The organism is Streptomyces prasinopilosus (assembly GCF_001419695.1).
In the GTDB taxonomy this organism is placed as follows: domain Bacteria; phylum Actinomycetota; class Actinomycetes; order Streptomycetales; family Streptomycetaceae; genus Streptomyces; species Streptomyces prasinopilosus.
Map to the genome: position 1 here is coordinate 1 of NZ_LIRG01000314.1, position 15,174 is coordinate 15,174.

Below are 15,174 nucleotides of genomic sequence, written 5' to 3' on the forward strand. Positions count from 1 at the left end.
CCTGACCGGACCCGACCGGGTTCCGCCGCCGGAGGTGGTGAAGGAGTACTCGTCGACGTCGAACAGTGAGCCGGTGCCGCCCTTGAAGACCAGGAACAGCGTCGTGGTGCCGGAGGGCTGACCGGACAGGCCGGTGGTGACGTCCTGGAAGACCTCCCAGCCGCCGGTCACCGGCACGGCCGCCGTGCCGAGCAGGGTGCCGGTCGGGGACCCTGCGCGTACCTCGATGGTGCCGCCCGTGCCCGCGGAGGAGACCCGGGCGGTGAACTCGGTGGCGTTGTCGAGGGCGTAGGGGCTGAAGGAGATCCAGTCTCCGTTGTCGATGTGGCCGACGGTCCTGCCGCCGTGGGCGGGTCCGTGGGTGACGACCTGGACGCCGGCGGAGTCGCCGTAGTGCTCGGCCTGCCGGTGGGTGGGCTGGGTGATGTGCTGGTCGTGCGTGGTCAGCGCGGGCTGCCCGTTCGCGCCCTTGTCGGTGTACTCGGCGTCGATGACGCCGAAGATGTTGGCGTTGGGGTCGTGTTCGCCGTCGGCCAAGGTCTGCAGCGTGCCGGTGCAGCCGGTGGCCGAGGTCTGCGGGTGGCCGTGGCTGTCGTGCCCGACGATGAACGAGACCTTCACCCTGGAGCAGTCGACGGTGCCGTCCTCGGGGTCGGTCACCGTCACCGCGAACGGGATCGCGGCGCCGAAGTCGTAGATGCGTCCGTCCGCGGGCAGGTCGATCCTCACGGTGGGGGCGGTGTTCCCGACGGTGATCTGCACGGACGCCGTAGCGGTCCTGCCGGTGGTGTCCGTGACCTTCAGTGTGGCCGTGTACTGGCCGTTGGCCGCGTAGGTGTGGGAGGGGTTGGCGGCGGTGGAGGTCGCGCCGTCGCCGAAGGTCCAGGAGTAGCCGAGGGCGTCTCCGTCCGGGTCCGAGCTGCCGGCCGAGGAGAAGGAGACGGCCAGGGGTGCCTTGCCGGAGGTGACGTTCGCCTTGGCCTGCGCGATGGGGGCGCGGCCGCCGGTGACGTGTTCGATGCGGTACAGGGCGGAGTTCTCGTCGCCGTTGAAGTAGCCGGTGCCGTAGTCGAGGACGTAGAGGGCGCCGTCCGGGCCGAAAGCCATGTCCATCACCTGGGTGCCGCTCCAGGGGAAGGGGTTGATGGACTGCACGGTGCCGTCGCCGGCCGTTTCGACGCGCTTGATCCAGCGGCGGCCGAACTCGCCGGCGAAGAAGTCGCCGTCGAACTCCTGCGGGAACTTGACCTCGGAGGTGGAGCCGGCGTCGTAGCGGTAGACGGGACCGCCCATGGGGGACTCGGAGCCGCCGCCGAACTCCGGTACGGAGGTGCCGTTGTAGGGGATCCAGGCGGGTTGGGCGGGCGGCAGGTCGGTCAGGCCCGTGTTGCGCGGCGAAGTGTTCTTGGGTGCCGAGCAGTTGAAGGCGGTGCCCGGAGTACCGGTGGCGAAGTCGTGATCGGTGTAGGCGTCGTTCTTGCCGGTGCAGTACGGCCAGCCGTAGTTGCCCGCCTTGGTGATGCGGTTGAACTCGACCTGGCCCTCGGGCCCTCGATCGGGCTTCGCGGTCCCCGAGTCGGGACCGTAGTCGCCGAGGTAGACGGTGCCCGTGGCCTTGTCGACACTCATCCGGAACGGATTGCGGAAGCCCATCGCGTAGATCTCGGGCCGGGTCCTGGCGGTACCGGGCGGGAAGAGGTTGCCACTGGGGGTCGAGTACGTTCCGTCGGCGTTGACCTTGATGCGCAGGACCTTTCCGCGCAGGTCGTTGGTGTTGCCGGAGGAACGCTGGGCGTCGTAGGCGGGGTTGCGGGCCGCACGCTCGTCGATCGGGGTGTAGCCGTCGGAGGCGAACGGGTTGGTGTCGTCGCCGGTCGACAGGTAGAGGTTGCCCGCCGCGTCGAAGTCGATGTCGCCGCCGACGTGACAGCAGATGCCGCGGGACGCCGGGACGTCGAGGATCTTTTTCTCGCTGGCCGTGTCCAGGGTGCCGTCGGTCTTCAGGACGAACCGGGAGAGCCGGTTGACACCGTCGAACGGTGCGAAGTCGGAGGCCGATCCGTCGGAGGGGGCGTCACCGTTCGGAGTGCTCAGCCTGGGGGCGTAGTACAGGTAGACGAAGCGGTTGGAGGTGAAGGCCGGGTCCGCCGCGATGCCTTGCAGGCCTTCCTCGTCATGGCTGTAGACGTCGAGTCTGCCCGCCACTTTCGTGTTTCCGGCTCCGTCCGTGAGCCGGACGGTGCCGTCGCGCGAGGTGTGCAGGACCGAACGGTCGGGCAGCACGGTCAAGGTCATGGGCTCGCCCGTTTCGGCCACCCCCTTGGCGAGCGTGACCTGCTGGAACTCCGCGGCCGCTGCCTCTGGGCCGTCGGCCGGGCCCGGCGGTGCGGCAGCCGCCGTGCCCGGTGTCAGGCAGCCGACGGCACACACCACCGCCACCGCCAACGAACGGACGAACCCGGGTCTGAGCAGTTTTGTGCGCACGGGCGTCTCCCGAAGTGTGGGGTAGACGACAGGACGTGATCGGTCCTGTCGCGGGGAGCACCGGCGCGCGCCGTCGCGCCGTCGAGCCGGGCTTCGCGTGCATGCCCGCTTCGATTCAAGGAAGTTAGCGGTCCCAGTTCCGGTACGTAACCCCTTTCGCGAGAGATCTCTTCGCTTTCTCCTTGATCGGGACAAAGCTTGCGGGGTGCTTGCCCGGGGCGGTCTTGGAATCGACCGGGCGGGGGGTCGGAAAAGGGATCGCTCGTGTCGTCCGTGCCGTTGGCGTACGAGGGGCACCGCGGGCGTGCCGCTGGGGCCGGCGGTGGGGGGACAGGGCACGACCCGGCGAGAACCGTGCTGCGCGTACGGGGGCGGTCTGCCGCGGGGCGGGTGCGCTGCGCCTCACGAGGGCCGGTCCGGTGACGAAGCCCGGCGGCCCGCGGTCCGCGGGGAGTCGGGGCTACGAGGCCGGTTCGTCCGAGGACCGGTGGGATCAGCCCGTGGCGGCCCGTTCGATCAGGTCCGCGGCCGTGTGCACTCCGTCGCGCGCCCGGATCGTCTCACCGGCCTCGGTCAGAACGCGCCGCAGGGTCGTATCGCCGAGCAGACGACGGATCGCTCCGTGGAGTTGGGCATCGGTGAAGCGGTACGGGTCGAGCCGGACGCCGTAGCCCAGTTCGGCCATGCGCTGGGCGTTGTCGTGCTGGTCCCAGAACAACGGCAGCAGGATCATGGGCTTGCCGAAGTGGAGGGCCTCGGTGGTCGTGTTGTTGCCGCCGTGCGTGATGACGAGGTCGACGAGCGGGAGGATCCGGGTCTGCGGCAGGAACTCCTCGCCCCACATGTTCGACGGCAGTTCGATCTCCTCGTGCAGCGGGCCCTTGGAGACGATGTAACGGTGCGGGGTGCGGGCGAGCGAGGCGATGGTCCTGCGCATGAGGTCCACGTCGGCCGAGCCGAGCGAGCCGAGGCTGAAGTAGATCAGCGCGCCGCCGCCGGCCGGGCCGGGCGGCGGGGTGAACCCCTCCCGCGTCTCGCGGACCGAGGAGTCCAGGCGGTGCCAGGTGGGGCCCAGCGGGCGGGCGTCCGTGTAGTCGGCCGATTCGGGATAGACGTACAGGTTCAGATCACCCTCGTGGATGAACTCCAGGTCGGGCAGCGGACGCGCGCCCTGCTCGGTCACCCAGGTGCCGAAGTCGCTCCACAGGCTCCGGTGCGTGCGGTCGTACTCGGCGCGGAACCCGTCCCACCCGCTCCGGTCCCCGGCCGGGTACCCGGAGAACGGCGGAGGAACGTGCTCGCCCTTCATCTCCAGCGGGTTGCAGGAAACGATCCGCACGAAGGGAACGCCCGCCGTGGTCAGCGCCGGGAAGCACACGACGTTGTCCTCGACGATCACATCCGGCCGGACCTGGGCGATGATCTCCTTCAACTGCGGTTCGCAGTACCGGGCGCCGGAGACCAGTTCCTCCCACACCGGCTTGATCCAGGTGCTCAGCTGCTCGATGGTCGGTTTCCGGAACTCGGGCGCCGTGTCGCGCACGAAGTCCTTCCAGAACTGGCCCGCGTCCTGGGGCTGTTCTGGCGGCGGGGCCAGGTCGAGCAGTTCCTCCTCGAAACCGAGCGGCGCGAGGCGCCCCTTCCAGGACGCCTCCGCGGCGAACACCACACGGTGCCCCCTGCGGCGCAGGACACCCCCGATGCCCGCGCAGTTGTTCGTCGGCCCGTACGCGCTCTCCGGTGCGANNTCCGAAGTCTCGCACCGGAGCCGGAGGCCGGGCAAGACCGCCGGAACCACCGCCCTCGAGCCGGCCGGAGCGGCGTTCGGCGGTGCCGGTACGGCGGTGTCCCGTCCGTCGTCGTGGTGTGCGGCCCCCCGCCGCGCGAGGACGACGACGGGACCCTGGGGAGCCGGACCGTGAAGGACGTGCCGCTGATCAGCAGCGGCCCGGTCGACGAGGGCGGCGGCGCCGAGTGCACCGTGGAGGTCCGGACGGCCTACGACGGGGCCGTCCAGACGCGGGCGTCCTCGTCGCCGCCGTCCTCCGTCGCCCTCATCGCCCGGACTGGACGTTCCCGCGTCGGAGAGCCACCGTCCGGGCGGTCAGGGCGATCGCCAGCAGCACGCAGGCCACTGCGCTGTACGCCCATTCCTCCGTGCCGCGCATCGTGCCGACGATGCTCCACAGCGCCCACAGTGCGAGCACCACGCACAGTGCTGTCGAGGCGATGTCGGCGACGCGTGCGCGTAACTGGGCACGCTGGCGCGTGCCGGGTGCGAGATCGTCGAGTTCCCGGCCGTCGTGTGCTCGGGACGCTTCCATGGGCCGTCTCCCTTCGGGCCTTCGGCCTTCCGCCTCGTTCGTTCCTCGAGGTCTGTCGGCTACCCCCGGCCGGGGGCGTCAAGCGTCGAACGGGCCCGGGGCCGGTGGAGGCACGGAGGGAGGTCCGCGGCGGCCGGCGGCCGGGGCGGTCCGACGGGAACTCCCCGCGGCCGGCCTTCTCCCCGCCTCGGCGCCCTTCGTCCGTCTCCCCTCCGCCGGCATCGGCGCCCGCGGACGGGCCGCGGGCGCGTCGCGCCCGCTGTGCTCCGTCCGGTGCGCAGGCCGGGCGGGCGGTCGTGGCCGGAGGTCAGTCCGCGTACGCGACGATCAGGCACAGAGCCGCGAACGGCACGACGGACGAGCCGAGCAGCGTCAGCGCCGCCGGGACCGCCGCCGTCAGCCGCGCGTTGCCCCTGCGCCGGCCCGAGCGGAACACCATGCGGGCCAGGAGGAGCGGCAGCGTCACCAGGGCGAGGAAGAGCACCGGGGCCGAGACCCTGCTGAACGCGGTGGTACCGGTGCCGGTGACCAGGTGCCAGGCGGTCGCGCCGAAGACGACCGCCGGGCCGGCCAGCAGGGCGAACGAGAGGACCGACGCCACGGCGACGGTCAGTCCTTCGGTCAGCCGCTCGGCACGCGCACGCTCCCGGCGTGCTTCCGTCGTCCCGTCGTCCCCCATGCCCGTCCCCCAAGCGCCGTGGTCCGCTCGCGCCGGCGCTCCCCGGTGGAGTCGCTCAGCCGGTGGCCGGCAGGACGGCGGCTCCGGGGGCTCCAGGGCTGCGGGCACGATGATCTCATGAGCCCGTCGGCCCCCGGTTCTCCGTGCGCCTCCGTACGGATCGCCGGCCGGTGGTCCGTCGTGCGGCCGGCACCGCGTCCGCCGGGCATCGCGCGCCGCTCCGCCCAGCGCCGCACCGTCACGTGCTTCCTTCGGCGTCCCTCGCTCCGCGGGGGTGAACGAGGCGTGCCCGAGGACGGTGCGGTACATGTTGATGCGCGCGGAAGACGACGGTGGTGCGGCTGTCCGGACACCGGGGACCGGACCGGGGCGCGCCGCGCCGGTCCGGCTCGTCGGCTCTCGGCCGGGAGGCGCTCACGCGGTTCACCGGTGCCGCTCTCGACGGCCGCGCTGCCCGCGGGCACGACGGCCGTCGCCCGGGATCGCGCTGCCGTGGCCCGCGCGCCCCGATCGGGCGCCGAGACGAGAGGAGCAGAGCATGACGGCACTTGTAGAAGATCCCTCGGGCGACGCGGCGGACAAGGGGGTGCGGGCGCCCTTGGCGGTGCGGCCCCCGGGAGGGAAGGGGTGAACACGGTGGAGTTGCTCCTCGACCGGGAGACCGAACACGGGGTCCGGCTGGTCTGGGAGCATCTGGCCGCGCGGGGAGAGCCCAGCCAGAGGCACCATCGTCATCCGACGAACCGGCCCCATCTGACACTGGCGGCGGTCGGCTCCCTGACCGCGGCGGCGGAGGAGGGGCTGCGGGGGTGGTCGGGCGGCCTGGACTGTCCCGCCGTCCTCGACGGGCTCGTGCGCTTCTCCGGCCGCACCCACGTGCTCGCCTGGCGCGTCCGGCGCGTTCCCGAACTCCTCGCCGTGCACGCCGCCCTCCACGACCTGCTCCTCGCCACGGGATGCGCGCCGGACCACCCCCTGCTCCTGCCGGAGACCTGGCAGCCGCACATCACCCTCGGTCGCAGCCGCCGGGCGGCGTGGAACGCGCCGGACGACCTGCTTCTGCCGCCCGGTCTGCGGGAGGGGCCCGTGCGCGGCCGCTTCGTCGGCGCACGCGTCTACGACTCGCGCACCCGCGCCGTCACCCCGCTTCCACCCGGGTGAGGGCGCGGCCGGTCCTCGCCGGCCGGGTCCCGTCCGGTCACACGAGTACGTGATCGACGAAGCACCAGCGCCAGTCCTCTCCGGGTTCATGGGTCCGCATCACGGGGTGGCCCGTTTCCCGGTGGTGCCCCGTGGCGTGCCGCCCCTGCGACGAGTCGCAGCAGCCGACGTGACCGCAGCTGAGGCACAGCCGCAACTGCACCGGATCCGTGCCGTCCCGCAGACACTCCGGACACGTCTCGGTGAGGGGGACGGGTTCCGGGAGCGGCAGCGCGTCGGCGTGCGTGCACTGTTTCATGATGGCCAGATTACGACGGTCGTACGGATCGCTGCGTGGAGATCGGGAGGTGGGCACGTCATGGACGTGATGCCGCTGCTGTTGCTGGTGGCGGGCAGTGCCGCGATCTCCGCGGCCGCCAGGCGCACTCCGGTACCGGCTCCGCTGCTGGTGGTCGCCGCCGGCCTCGCGGTCAGCTACGTCCCCGGAGTGCCCCTCTACACGCTCGACCCGCACATCGTCCTTCCGCTCGTCCTGCCCCCGCTGCTGCACACGGCTGCCATCGACAGCTCCTACCTCGGGCTGCGGGCGCAGCTGCGGCCGGTCGCGCTGCTGTCGGTGGGGTACGTGCTGTTCGCGACCTTCGTCGTGGGCTGGGTGCTGTACCTGCTGGTGCCGGGCCTGCCGCTCACCGCGGCTCTGGTGTTCGGTGCCGTGGTGGCCCCGCCGGACGCGGTCGCGGCGACGGCGGTGGCGCGCCGGGTCGGACTGCCGTCCCGGATCACCACGATCCTCCAGGGCGAGTCCCTGCTGAACGACGCCACCGCGATCACCGCGTTCCGGGTGGCCGTGGCTGCGGCCGTCGGCGAGGGCGCGACCTGGGCCGGGGGGATCGGCGAGTTCCTGCTCGCGGCGTTCGGCGGCCTCGCGTTCGGCCTGGTGCTGATGGTCCCGCTGCACTGGCTGCGCACCCACCTGAAGGAGGCGCTGCTGCAGAACACGCTCTCCCTGCTGATCCCGTTCGTCGCCTACGCCGCCGCCGAGCAGGTGCACGCCTCCGGGGTCATCGCGGTCGTGGTCGTCGCGCTCTATCTGGGCCACCGCGCGTGGGAGGTCGATTTCGCCACCCGGCTCCAGGAGGAGGCGGTGTGGCGGATGGTCGCGTTCGTCCTGGAGGCGGCGGTGTTCGCGCTCATCGGACTGCAGTTGCCGATCGTGCTCGCAGGGCTCGGGGAGTACGCGGGCGTCGAGGCCGCCCGGTACGCGCTGGCTGTCTTCGCGGTGGTCGTCGTCGCGCGGTTCGTATGGGTGTACCCGGCGACCTTCCTGCCACCGCTGCTGTCGGCGCGGATCCGGGAACGCGAGGGCAGGAGCGGCTGGAAGTCGCCGTTCGTCATCGCCTGGGCCGGCATGCGCGGCGTGGTCTCGCTGGCCATCGCCTTCTCGATCCCGCTCACCGTCGACGGCGTCGGTTTCCCGCAGCGCAACCTGCTGCTCTTCCTGACCTTCACCACGGTCATCGGCACGCTGGTGGTGCAGGGGCTGACGCTGCCGCCGCTGATCCGCCTGCTGAAGCTCCCCGGGCGTGACACCCGGGCCGAGACCCTCGCGGAGGCCAACGCCCAGGCTCAAGCCTCACGGGCCGCCGAGCAGCGGTTGGAGGAGCTCCTGTCCGACGAGCGCAATGCTCTTCCGGCCCCGCTCGCCGAGCGTCTGCGCACCATCCTGGAGCGGCGCCGCAACGCCGTCTGGGAACGTCTGGGCCAGGCCAACCCGGTCACCGGGGAGTCCGTGGACGACACCTACCGGCGGCTGTCGCGGGAGATGATCAGCACGGAGCGCGACGTGTTCGTCAGGCTCCGTGACGCCCGCTACCTCGACGACGAGATGCTGCGCACCCTGCTGCGGCGGCTGGATCTGGAGGAGGCGGCGGCGTACCGGGAGACGGCGTGAAACGGCTCACGGGAGAGCGGCCGCCCCGCAGCCTCGCCGTCCGCCCGCGGACGGGAGAGCCCTGCCCGGCTGCGACGGGCCGGGCGCCGTGGTGGGCGGCGCACCGCCGTCGTCGGCGCCTTCCTCGGCTTCGCCTCCGTCGTCATCACCGTCCGCGGCCCGATCCGGTGTGCCCGGGCCGTCCGGCGCCGGGACGGCCGGCTGCGTCGCCGTCGGTGACCGCCCCGGGTCACGCCTGCCGGCCGTCGAGGTCGTCGGCGTAGTGCTCGATGGCGCGCCGGTAGTCCTGCACCCGCCGGTCGCCGCTGGTGGCCGCCAGTACCTTCAGCAGCACCCCCACGGCCTCCCGGCCCTCCCCGGTGTTGTACAGAACCATCGCCAGGAAGGCCTGCAGGGCCGCGTCCTGCGGGAACTCCTCCAGCCCCGACCTCAGGGTCCGCTCCGCCAGGGCGTACCGGCCCAGGACACGGTAGGTGCTTCCCAGCCCGAGGAAAGCGCCGTGACGGTCCTCCTCGGGCAGGCCCGGTCCGGTCAGGGCCCGTTCGTAGAAGGGGACGGCCTCGTCCTCCAGGCCGAGCACGTCGTGCACCCATGCGGTCTGGTAGGCGATCTCGGCGTCGTGCGGATACCGCTTCGCCAAGGTCAGCAGCTGCTCCCGGGCCTGCGTGCTCCGTCCCTGCCGGCGCAGCCGTACCGCCTGGGACAGCGCCTCGTCCCGCTGGTGATCACCGTTCATGGCGCCTCACGCTCACACAACACGGCCCGGACGGCAAACAGGCCGCCCGGTGCGGCCGCCCGGTGCCTCGGGCCGGCGATTCACCGTCCGTCACGGCGACTTGAGCCGCGCGGGCTCCCCTGTCCCCGTGGTGCGCGCGGATCCGGCGTCGGCGCCGGTCTTCCGGCCGGGTCTCCCCCACCTCCCGCACGCCCGCGCCCGGGATCCCGGTCGGGCCGGTCGGGCCGGTCAACGCTTCCGCGGGGGCCGGGACAGCGCCTGCGGGGCCGAGGTGCGCGGGCTGACGCCGTGCCCGAGGAGGTCGCGGTCCGGGAGCGGCCCTTCGGGCCCGTACCGGCCGGACGGCGCCCCGTCCGCCTTTCTAACGTTGCACGGACCCTTCAGCCGTGGGCCTCCTCATGGCAGTCTGGGCCGGGTCACCTCCGGCGGACAACGCTGTCAGGCACGGCCCGCCGGACGTCCGGGCAGCCCTGCCCGCTCGTTCTCGCAGAAGGAGCACGCATATGGTCCTCGATCGCCGGCGGCTCCTTCACAGCGGTGCCGCGGCCCTGGGCGCGGTGGCTCTGAGCGGGGCGGTGCCGCCCGGCACCGCCGCGCGCGTGGGTGCGCCCGGCGGCCCTCCGGGCGGGGCGCCCGCGGCAGGCGAGCGGCCGACCGCGTCTTCGCCGTATCCGGCGGTGGGCCCCGGGACGGCCTTCCTGGACCACCGGTCGCTGCTGGGAGACCTTCCGGAGCCCGAGTGGTACGAGGCGAACATCCCCTTCGTCGACCTGCCCGACGCCGCCGTCCGGGACACCTACTACTACCGGTGGCGCGTGATCAAGCACGCCCTGAAGTACACCGGGCCCCAGGAGGGGTGGATCCTCTCGGAGTTCCTGGGTCCGGTCGGCTACTCCGCGCCGCACGGCGGGATCAATGCCGCCGCCGCTCACCACATCCGCGAGGCACGCTGGCTGCGCGATCACCGGTACCTCGACGACTACATCGACTACTGGCTGCGCGGCAGCGGCTCGGGCCCCAAACCGGCCACGGACTTCCTCAACGAGAACACCACCGACTGGGCGCACCAGTACTCCTTCTGGATCGCGGACGCCGTCGTGGCCCGGGCGTCGACCGACGGCAGGTGGGAGCACGCCCTGGGGCTGCTCGACGCGTTGGAGCGCCAGTGGGGGCGGTGGGCTCCGCAGTTCGACGACGAGGTCGGTCTCTACTGGCAGACACCGGTGTGGGACGCGATGGAGTACACCGCGAGCTCCTACCGGAGCGACGACCCGTACCACGGTGGTGAGGGGTTCCGCCCCACTCTCAACGCCTACCAGTACGGTGACGCCAAGGCGATCGCCGCGCTCCTGCGACGCCGCGGCCACAGGGGCGACGAGGCGAAGGCCGACCGCTACGACGAGCGGGCCCGTGCCCTGCAGCGGCAGCAGGAGCGCTGGCTGTGGGACGAGGAGGACCAGTTCTACAAGCACGTCATGCGGGACGGGAATCCCGAGCGGCGCAGGATCGCCGACCGCGAGCAGATCGGTTTCCTGCCGTGGTACTTCCACATGGCGCCGGCGGGCCACGCCGCGGCGTGGGCCCAACTGCGCGATCCCGAGGGGTTCTCCGCGCCTTTCGGTCCCACCACGGTCGAACGGCGCAGCCCGTGGTTCATGTATCAGGCACTCGAAGGCTGCTGTCGCTGGAACGGCCCGAGTTGGCCGTTCGCCACCAGCCAGACGCTCACCGCCCTGGCCAACCTCCTCATCGACTATCCCGCCCAGTCACACGTCGACCGCACCGACTACTACGCCGTGCTCCGCGCCTACGCCCTGACCCATCGCAAGGACGGCAAGCCGTACGTCGCCGAGGCGCACCACCCCGACGAGGACCGCTGGATCTACGACGGCCGCGGGCACAGTGAGGACTACAACCACTCCACCTTCAACGACCTGGTCCTGTCCGGGCTGCTCGGGATCCGGTGCCGGCCCGATGCCACCGTTGCCCTCGCACCCCTGGTACCGCGCGCATGGGATCACTTCGCCGTGGAGAACCTCCCCTACCACGGACACAACCTCAGCGTGCTCTTCGACCGCGGCGGAGAGCACTACGGGCACGGAGCCGGCCTGAACGTCTGGCTGAACGGCCGGCACGTACACCGGCAGGCCGGCCTGGAGCCGGTGACGCTCACCCTGGGCGGGGCCGGGCGACGCACCCTGCCCCGCGAGGTCGACGACCTGGCGAACGTCGCGCAGCAGGGCCATCCCCTCGCACGCGCCTCGTACACGTTCCCCCTCGACAGCCCGGCCGGGGCCATCGACGGGCAGGACCTCCACCTCGACACGCCCTCATCGCGGTGGACCAACTACGGCAGCCCCCACGCCGACGACTGGCTCGTCGTGGACTTCGGCGTCCCCACACCCGTATCAGACCTGCGGATCTCCTTCTACGACGACGGCGGCGGAGTCCGCACCCCCGACTCCTACGAACTCCACCACCTCGGCCGGGACGGCCGGTGGCATCCCCTGCCCGGCCAGCACCGCACTCCGCGAACCCCCCGGCCGGGAACCCTCAACCGGATCCTCCTGGAGAAGGCCGTCACCACCGGCTCCCTCAGGCTCACCGCCCTGCGCGCCTCGGGCGGCGCCGTGGGGGTCACCGCCTGGCAGTCGTGGCGCACGGAGGACCCCCGCCTCACCCTCACCGTCGAGACGCCGCCCGACGGTCTCGTCCCCGTGGAGCCGGGCGGGACCGCAAGGGTCACCACCACCGTCACGGCAACGGCCACCGCGGTCGTCAGCCCGCACCTGCTCGTACCCGACGGCTGGAGGGCCCTCCCCCGGCCCACGGTCCACCCCACCACCCTCCGGGCGGGAAAGACGCTGCGCGCACACTGGCTGGTGACGGCTCCCGCCGACCTGCCCCGCCAACGGCCGTATCCTCTGCGCCTGCTGGTCCGGTCCCGGGGCGCGGGGGCGGAGCGGCTCGTCACCAGTGTCGTCGCCCGGGCACAGGCCGGCTGACGCGGCGCCACCACCACGGCGCTGTCGCCGTACGGCCGTCCCCCGTGGTCGTCCTCGTGTGCGTGGCTCCGCGACGGATCCTCCGGGCCCCGGGCCCGGAGGGACTCCTCCCTGTCGTCGACGATCCGGGGGGAAGTCACCGGGTCCGGAGGATCCGACGGCCGGCACGCGTCCCCGGGCCGGGATCCCGGGGTGCCGGTAAGAGTGCTGTCACCAGCCGCAGACGACGAGGGTCGCGTCCGGCGACGTGCCGGGCGACCGCGCCGCCGCCAGCCCGGCCAGCACCTCCGGCAGCGCCGGGTCATCGATCGCGGCGACGGGGAAGACAGGCGGCTTCGCGCCCCGGCGGGCGGGCCCGGTCGGCGCGCGTTCGCCGACGAGCATCCATCCCCATGTCGTCAGCGAGAGCCGGTAGATCTACGCGGAGGACTTCGCGATGCCCGCGCCGGTGGGGTACCGCCCGACCGCCGCGGTGTACGACGACGGCGGGGCGGACAGGGGCACCACCCGGGCGCGCGGCAACCGGAGCGCGTCCCCGCTCCCGAGTTCGGCCATCGATGCGATCGCCACGCCCGTCCCGTCCTTCCGGCACTGCCGCAGTGAATGCGTACACCTCACTCCGGCGGCCGGAATGCCCCGTCGCCGGTTGCGATGATCACGGTAGGGGTTCTGCCGCAGTGAATCCGGCATGTACTGCGGCAGGAGCGTTGTCCGCTCTCGGCGGCCTGAAGGAATCCTCACCCCACGCTGACCTCCTGCGAAAAAAGTAGTTGCGCTTGTTGGCTTCTGGTCGTCAGGGTGCGGTGGTGATCGGAACAGAGATCGAACTCCCCATCATGGACGGGGTCCTCTCAGGTGTGGACTTCGGTGGCCACGGTGAGGGGGTGCTGCTTGTCCACGGCAGCGGACACAACGCCGCCGTCTGGGCGGATGTGGCGTCCCGTCTGGTGAGCGGGTGTCATCCGATCGCCATCGACCTGCGTGGCCATGGACAGACCCGGCTCGACTCCACTGGTCCCGAGCAATACTGGCGGGACATCGGGGGCGTCGTCACCGCGCTGGGCTGGGACCGCCCCGTGCTAGTGGGCCATTCCACCGGCGGGTACGCGGTGACGGCTGCCGCTGCCAGTGGCCTCGTGGAATCGGCCGCCCTCTGCATCGTGGACGGCGTGGTGCTCGATGACCGTAACGCGTCACTCGCCGAGCATGCCGCTGCGCGGACCGCCGAGGCGGCGGACCGTTTGCGGGCGATGTTCCGCTACGGCTGGGAAGCGAACGACGATCAGATGCACGCCTATGTCGAGCAGTGCGTGCGGGAGGCCGGAGGGGACTGGCTCAACGCCGGAGCACGGCACGAACTTGTCGAGGAGGTCACGCGGCGCTCCTTCCTGCGCCGCGGCCACCGGTGGGTACGGCGACCGGCCATCGAGGAGATCGCGACTGTCACCGCCGTGGAGCCCGACGCGGAAGTCTTCCCGAGCATCGAGGTGTACGACCGCCTCACCTGTCCGATGACGATCGTGCTGGCCGAGGATGGTTTTTACGCCTCGCGGCGCGACGAAATGCGTGCCGTCGTCGATGCCGTCCCTGGCCGCCGACTGATCAACATCAGCTCGAACCACAACATCCCGATGACCCGGCCCGCTGACCTCGCCACAATCATTCTCGACCTGGTGCGAGGCCGAGTCGCGGCATCGGTCAGGAACGTCGATTGATCCCCACCCCACCCCCGCAAGGAGTTGCTGTGGCCGTAAGCGAAATGTCCGTGGCAGACAAGGGCGCTGGGCCGTACGGCATCGCGGCCGGACCTGACGGCGCACTGTGGCTCACCTTCGCGCACAGCGGCCGCATCGCGCGCCTCACCCTCGACGGCGAACTCGACGAATATCCCCTGGAATCATCCGAGTGCCGCCCCACGGTCATCGCCCCCGGGCCCGACGGAGCACTGTGGTTCACCCGGTCCCGGGATCACCGGATCGGCCGCATCACCGCCGACGGTGAAACGGAGTCCTTCCCCGTGCCGACGCCCGACGGCGGACCCTTCGGTATCACCGCCGGTCCGGACGACGCGATGTGGTTCACGGAGATGAACACCGACCGGATCGGCCGCATCACCAGCACGGGAGAGATCACCGAGTTCGTCCTTCCCTGTACGGGCGCCTGTCCCTCGGCGATCACCGCAGGCCCTGATGGAGCCCTGTGGTTCACCCTCAACCAGGCGAACGCGATCGGCCGCATCACTGTCCACGGAGACATCGTTATCCACCCGCTCCCCACCCCGAGCGCTGCACCCGTGGGCATCACAAGCGACGGCGCCGCCCTGTGGTTCGTCGAGATCGCGGCGGGCCAGATCGGCAGGATCGCGGTGGACGGCGCGATCAAGGAGTTCCCGCTCCCTGACCGCACGGCCAAACCCCACGCCATCGTCGCGGCCTCCACCGGGGACTGCTGGTTCACCGAATGGGGAGCCAACAGCATTGGCCACATCACCGGTAACGGCAAGATCGCCGAGTACAGCCTGCCGTCACCGTCGTCCGAGCCGCACGGCATCACCCTGGGTCCCGACGGCGCTCTGTGGGCGGCCCTTGAAACGGGAGGGGTCGCGCGGCTTGAACCGTAGCCCCAGGACGAAGCACCGCGCACACGTTTCGAGCACGCTCAGGGCAGCTGTGTGTCGGCGTCGTGCCGCACGAGACATCGGTGCGGCACGATCGACATGGCGCGCCTGCGCAGGTTCATGCTTTCTCTTCGGTGGAACGTACGGCCTTGCCATCTGCGGCCCGAGGGCCGGGAACGGTCGCCGCTGTGAGGTGGAGGCGGGTGTCCATGTCGAG

Annotated in this window: 13 protein-coding genes; 5 read left to right on the top strand and 8 right to left on the bottom strand. The window is 71.7% G+C overall.

Translation table 11 applies throughout. From position 1 onward, the window contains the following. The 4 genes from AOK18_RS14070 to AOK18_RS14085 all read right to left on the bottom strand — a co-directional run. Positions 1–2,484: PQQ-dependent sugar dehydrogenase (locus AOK18_RS14070; RefSeq protein WP_055694581.1), on the bottom strand; the 2,484-nt coding region annotated here is incomplete at its 3' end. Positions 2,485–2,977: 493 nt separating this feature from the next. Beyond that, a partial coding sequence (locus AOK18_RS14075; protein ID WP_055694582.1) for a glycosyltransferase occupies positions 2,978–4,230 on the bottom strand: 1,253 nt, incomplete at its 5' end. A gap of 308 nt (positions 4,231–4,538) precedes the next feature. After that, positions 4,539–4,808 (bottom strand): hypothetical protein, encoded by a 270-nt coding sequence (locus AOK18_RS14080; RefSeq protein WP_055572836.1) that lies wholly within the window; start codon positions 4,806–4,808, stop codon positions 4,539–4,541. Positions 4,809–5,115: 307 nt separating this feature from the next. Continuing rightward, on the bottom strand, positions 5,116–5,487 hold the full coding sequence (locus tag AOK18_RS14085; RefSeq protein ID WP_055694575.1) for a hypothetical protein: 372 nt from the start codon (positions 5,485–5,487) through the stop codon (positions 5,116–5,118). A 627-nt stretch (positions 5,488–6,114) separates the two neighbouring features. Between AOK18_RS14085 and AOK18_RS14090 the strand changes: the two genes are divergently transcribed. Continuing rightward, positions 6,115–6,648 carry a 2'-5' RNA ligase family protein gene (locus AOK18_RS14090; RefSeq protein ID WP_055694576.1) on the top strand — a complete coding sequence of 178 codons (534 nt, stop codon included), beginning with the start codon at positions 6,115–6,117 and terminating at the stop codon, positions 6,646–6,648. 37 nt (positions 6,649–6,685) lie between these two features. Here the strand turns inward: AOK18_RS14090 and AOK18_RS14095 are convergent, their stop codons facing one another. After that, positions 6,686–6,946 (bottom strand): UBP-type zinc finger domain-containing protein, encoded by a 261-nt coding sequence (locus AOK18_RS14095; protein ID WP_055574658.1) that lies wholly within the window; start codon positions 6,944–6,946, stop codon positions 6,686–6,688. Between the two features lie 60 nt (positions 6,947–7,006). Here AOK18_RS14095 and AOK18_RS14100 point away from each other — a divergent pair, with 60 nt between their 5' ends. After that, positions 7,007–8,599 (top strand): Na+/H+ antiporter, encoded by a 1,593-nt coding sequence (locus AOK18_RS14100; protein WP_055694577.1) that lies wholly within the window; start codon positions 7,007–7,009, stop codon positions 8,597–8,599. A 229-nt stretch (positions 8,600–8,828) separates the two neighbouring features. Here AOK18_RS14100 and AOK18_RS14105 read toward each other — a convergent pair whose 3' ends face one another. Further along, positions 8,829–9,335, bottom strand: a complete 507-nt coding sequence (locus tag AOK18_RS14105; RefSeq protein ID WP_055574660.1) for a tetratricopeptide repeat protein — start codon at positions 9,333–9,335, stop codon at positions 8,829–8,831. Positions 9,336–9,838: 503 nt separating this feature from the next. On the opposite strand from AOK18_RS14105, the gene AOK18_RS14110 reads away from it, so the two are divergent. Then, positions 9,839–12,340: an MGH1-like glycoside hydrolase domain-containing protein gene (locus AOK18_RS14110; RefSeq protein WP_055694578.1), complete on the top strand. Its 2,502-nt coding sequence runs from the start codon at positions 9,839–9,841 to the stop codon at positions 12,338–12,340. A gap of 210 nt (positions 12,341–12,550) precedes the next feature. Here the strand turns inward: AOK18_RS14110 and AOK18_RS34310 are convergent, their stop codons facing one another. Next, positions 12,551–12,724: a hypothetical protein gene (locus tag AOK18_RS34310; RefSeq protein ID WP_240503178.1), complete on the bottom strand. Its 174-nt coding sequence runs from the start codon at positions 12,722–12,724 to the stop codon at positions 12,551–12,553. Between the two features lie 33 nt (positions 12,725–12,757). Next, complete coding sequence (locus AOK18_RS34315; RefSeq protein ID WP_240503179.1) at positions 12,758–12,910, bottom strand: hypothetical protein; 153 nt, start codon at positions 12,908–12,910, stop codon at positions 12,758–12,760. 236 nt (positions 12,911–13,146) lie between these two features. Here AOK18_RS34315 and AOK18_RS14120 point away from each other — a divergent pair, with 236 nt between their 5' ends. Both AOK18_RS14120 and AOK18_RS14125 read left to right on the top strand, forming a co-directional pair. Then, positions 13,147–14,055, top strand: coding sequence for an alpha/beta fold hydrolase (locus AOK18_RS14120; RefSeq protein WP_055694579.1), 909 nt, complete (start codon positions 13,147–13,149; stop codon positions 14,053–14,055). Positions 14,056–14,084: 29 nt separating this feature from the next. After that, on the top strand, positions 14,085–14,960 hold the full coding sequence (locus AOK18_RS14125; RefSeq protein WP_055694580.1) for a Vgb family protein: 876 nt from the start codon (positions 14,085–14,087) through the stop codon (positions 14,958–14,960). Positions 14,961–15,174 lie beyond the last annotated feature (214 nt).

Excerpts from the sequence above, each read along its gene's own strand:
- AOK18_RS14080 (WP_055572836.1), bottom strand. The coding sequence starts at position 4,808 with ATGGAAGCGTCCCGAGCACACGACGGCCGGGAACTCGACGATCTCGCA.
- AOK18_RS14085 (WP_055694575.1), bottom strand. The coding sequence starts at position 5,487 with ATGGGGGACGACGGGACGACGGAAGCACGCCGGGAGCGTGCGCGTGCC.
- AOK18_RS14095 (WP_055574658.1), bottom strand. The coding sequence starts at position 6,946 with ATGAAACAGTGCACGCACGCCGACGCGCTGCCGCTCCCGGAACCCGTC.
- AOK18_RS14100 (WP_055694577.1), top strand. The coding sequence starts at position 7,007 with ATGGACGTGATGCCGCTGCTGTTGCTGGTGGCGGGCAGTGCCGCGATC.
- AOK18_RS14105 (WP_055574660.1), bottom strand. The coding sequence starts at position 9,335 with ATGAACGGTGATCACCAGCGGGACGAGGCGCTGTCCCAGGCGGTACGG.
- AOK18_RS14110 (WP_055694578.1), top strand. The coding sequence starts at position 9,839 with ATGGTCCTCGATCGCCGGCGGCTCCTTCACAGCGGTGCCGCGGCCCTG.
- AOK18_RS34310 (WP_240503178.1), bottom strand. The coding sequence starts at position 12,724 with ATGCTCGTCGGCGAACGCGCGCCGACCGGGCCCGCCCGCCGGGGCGCG.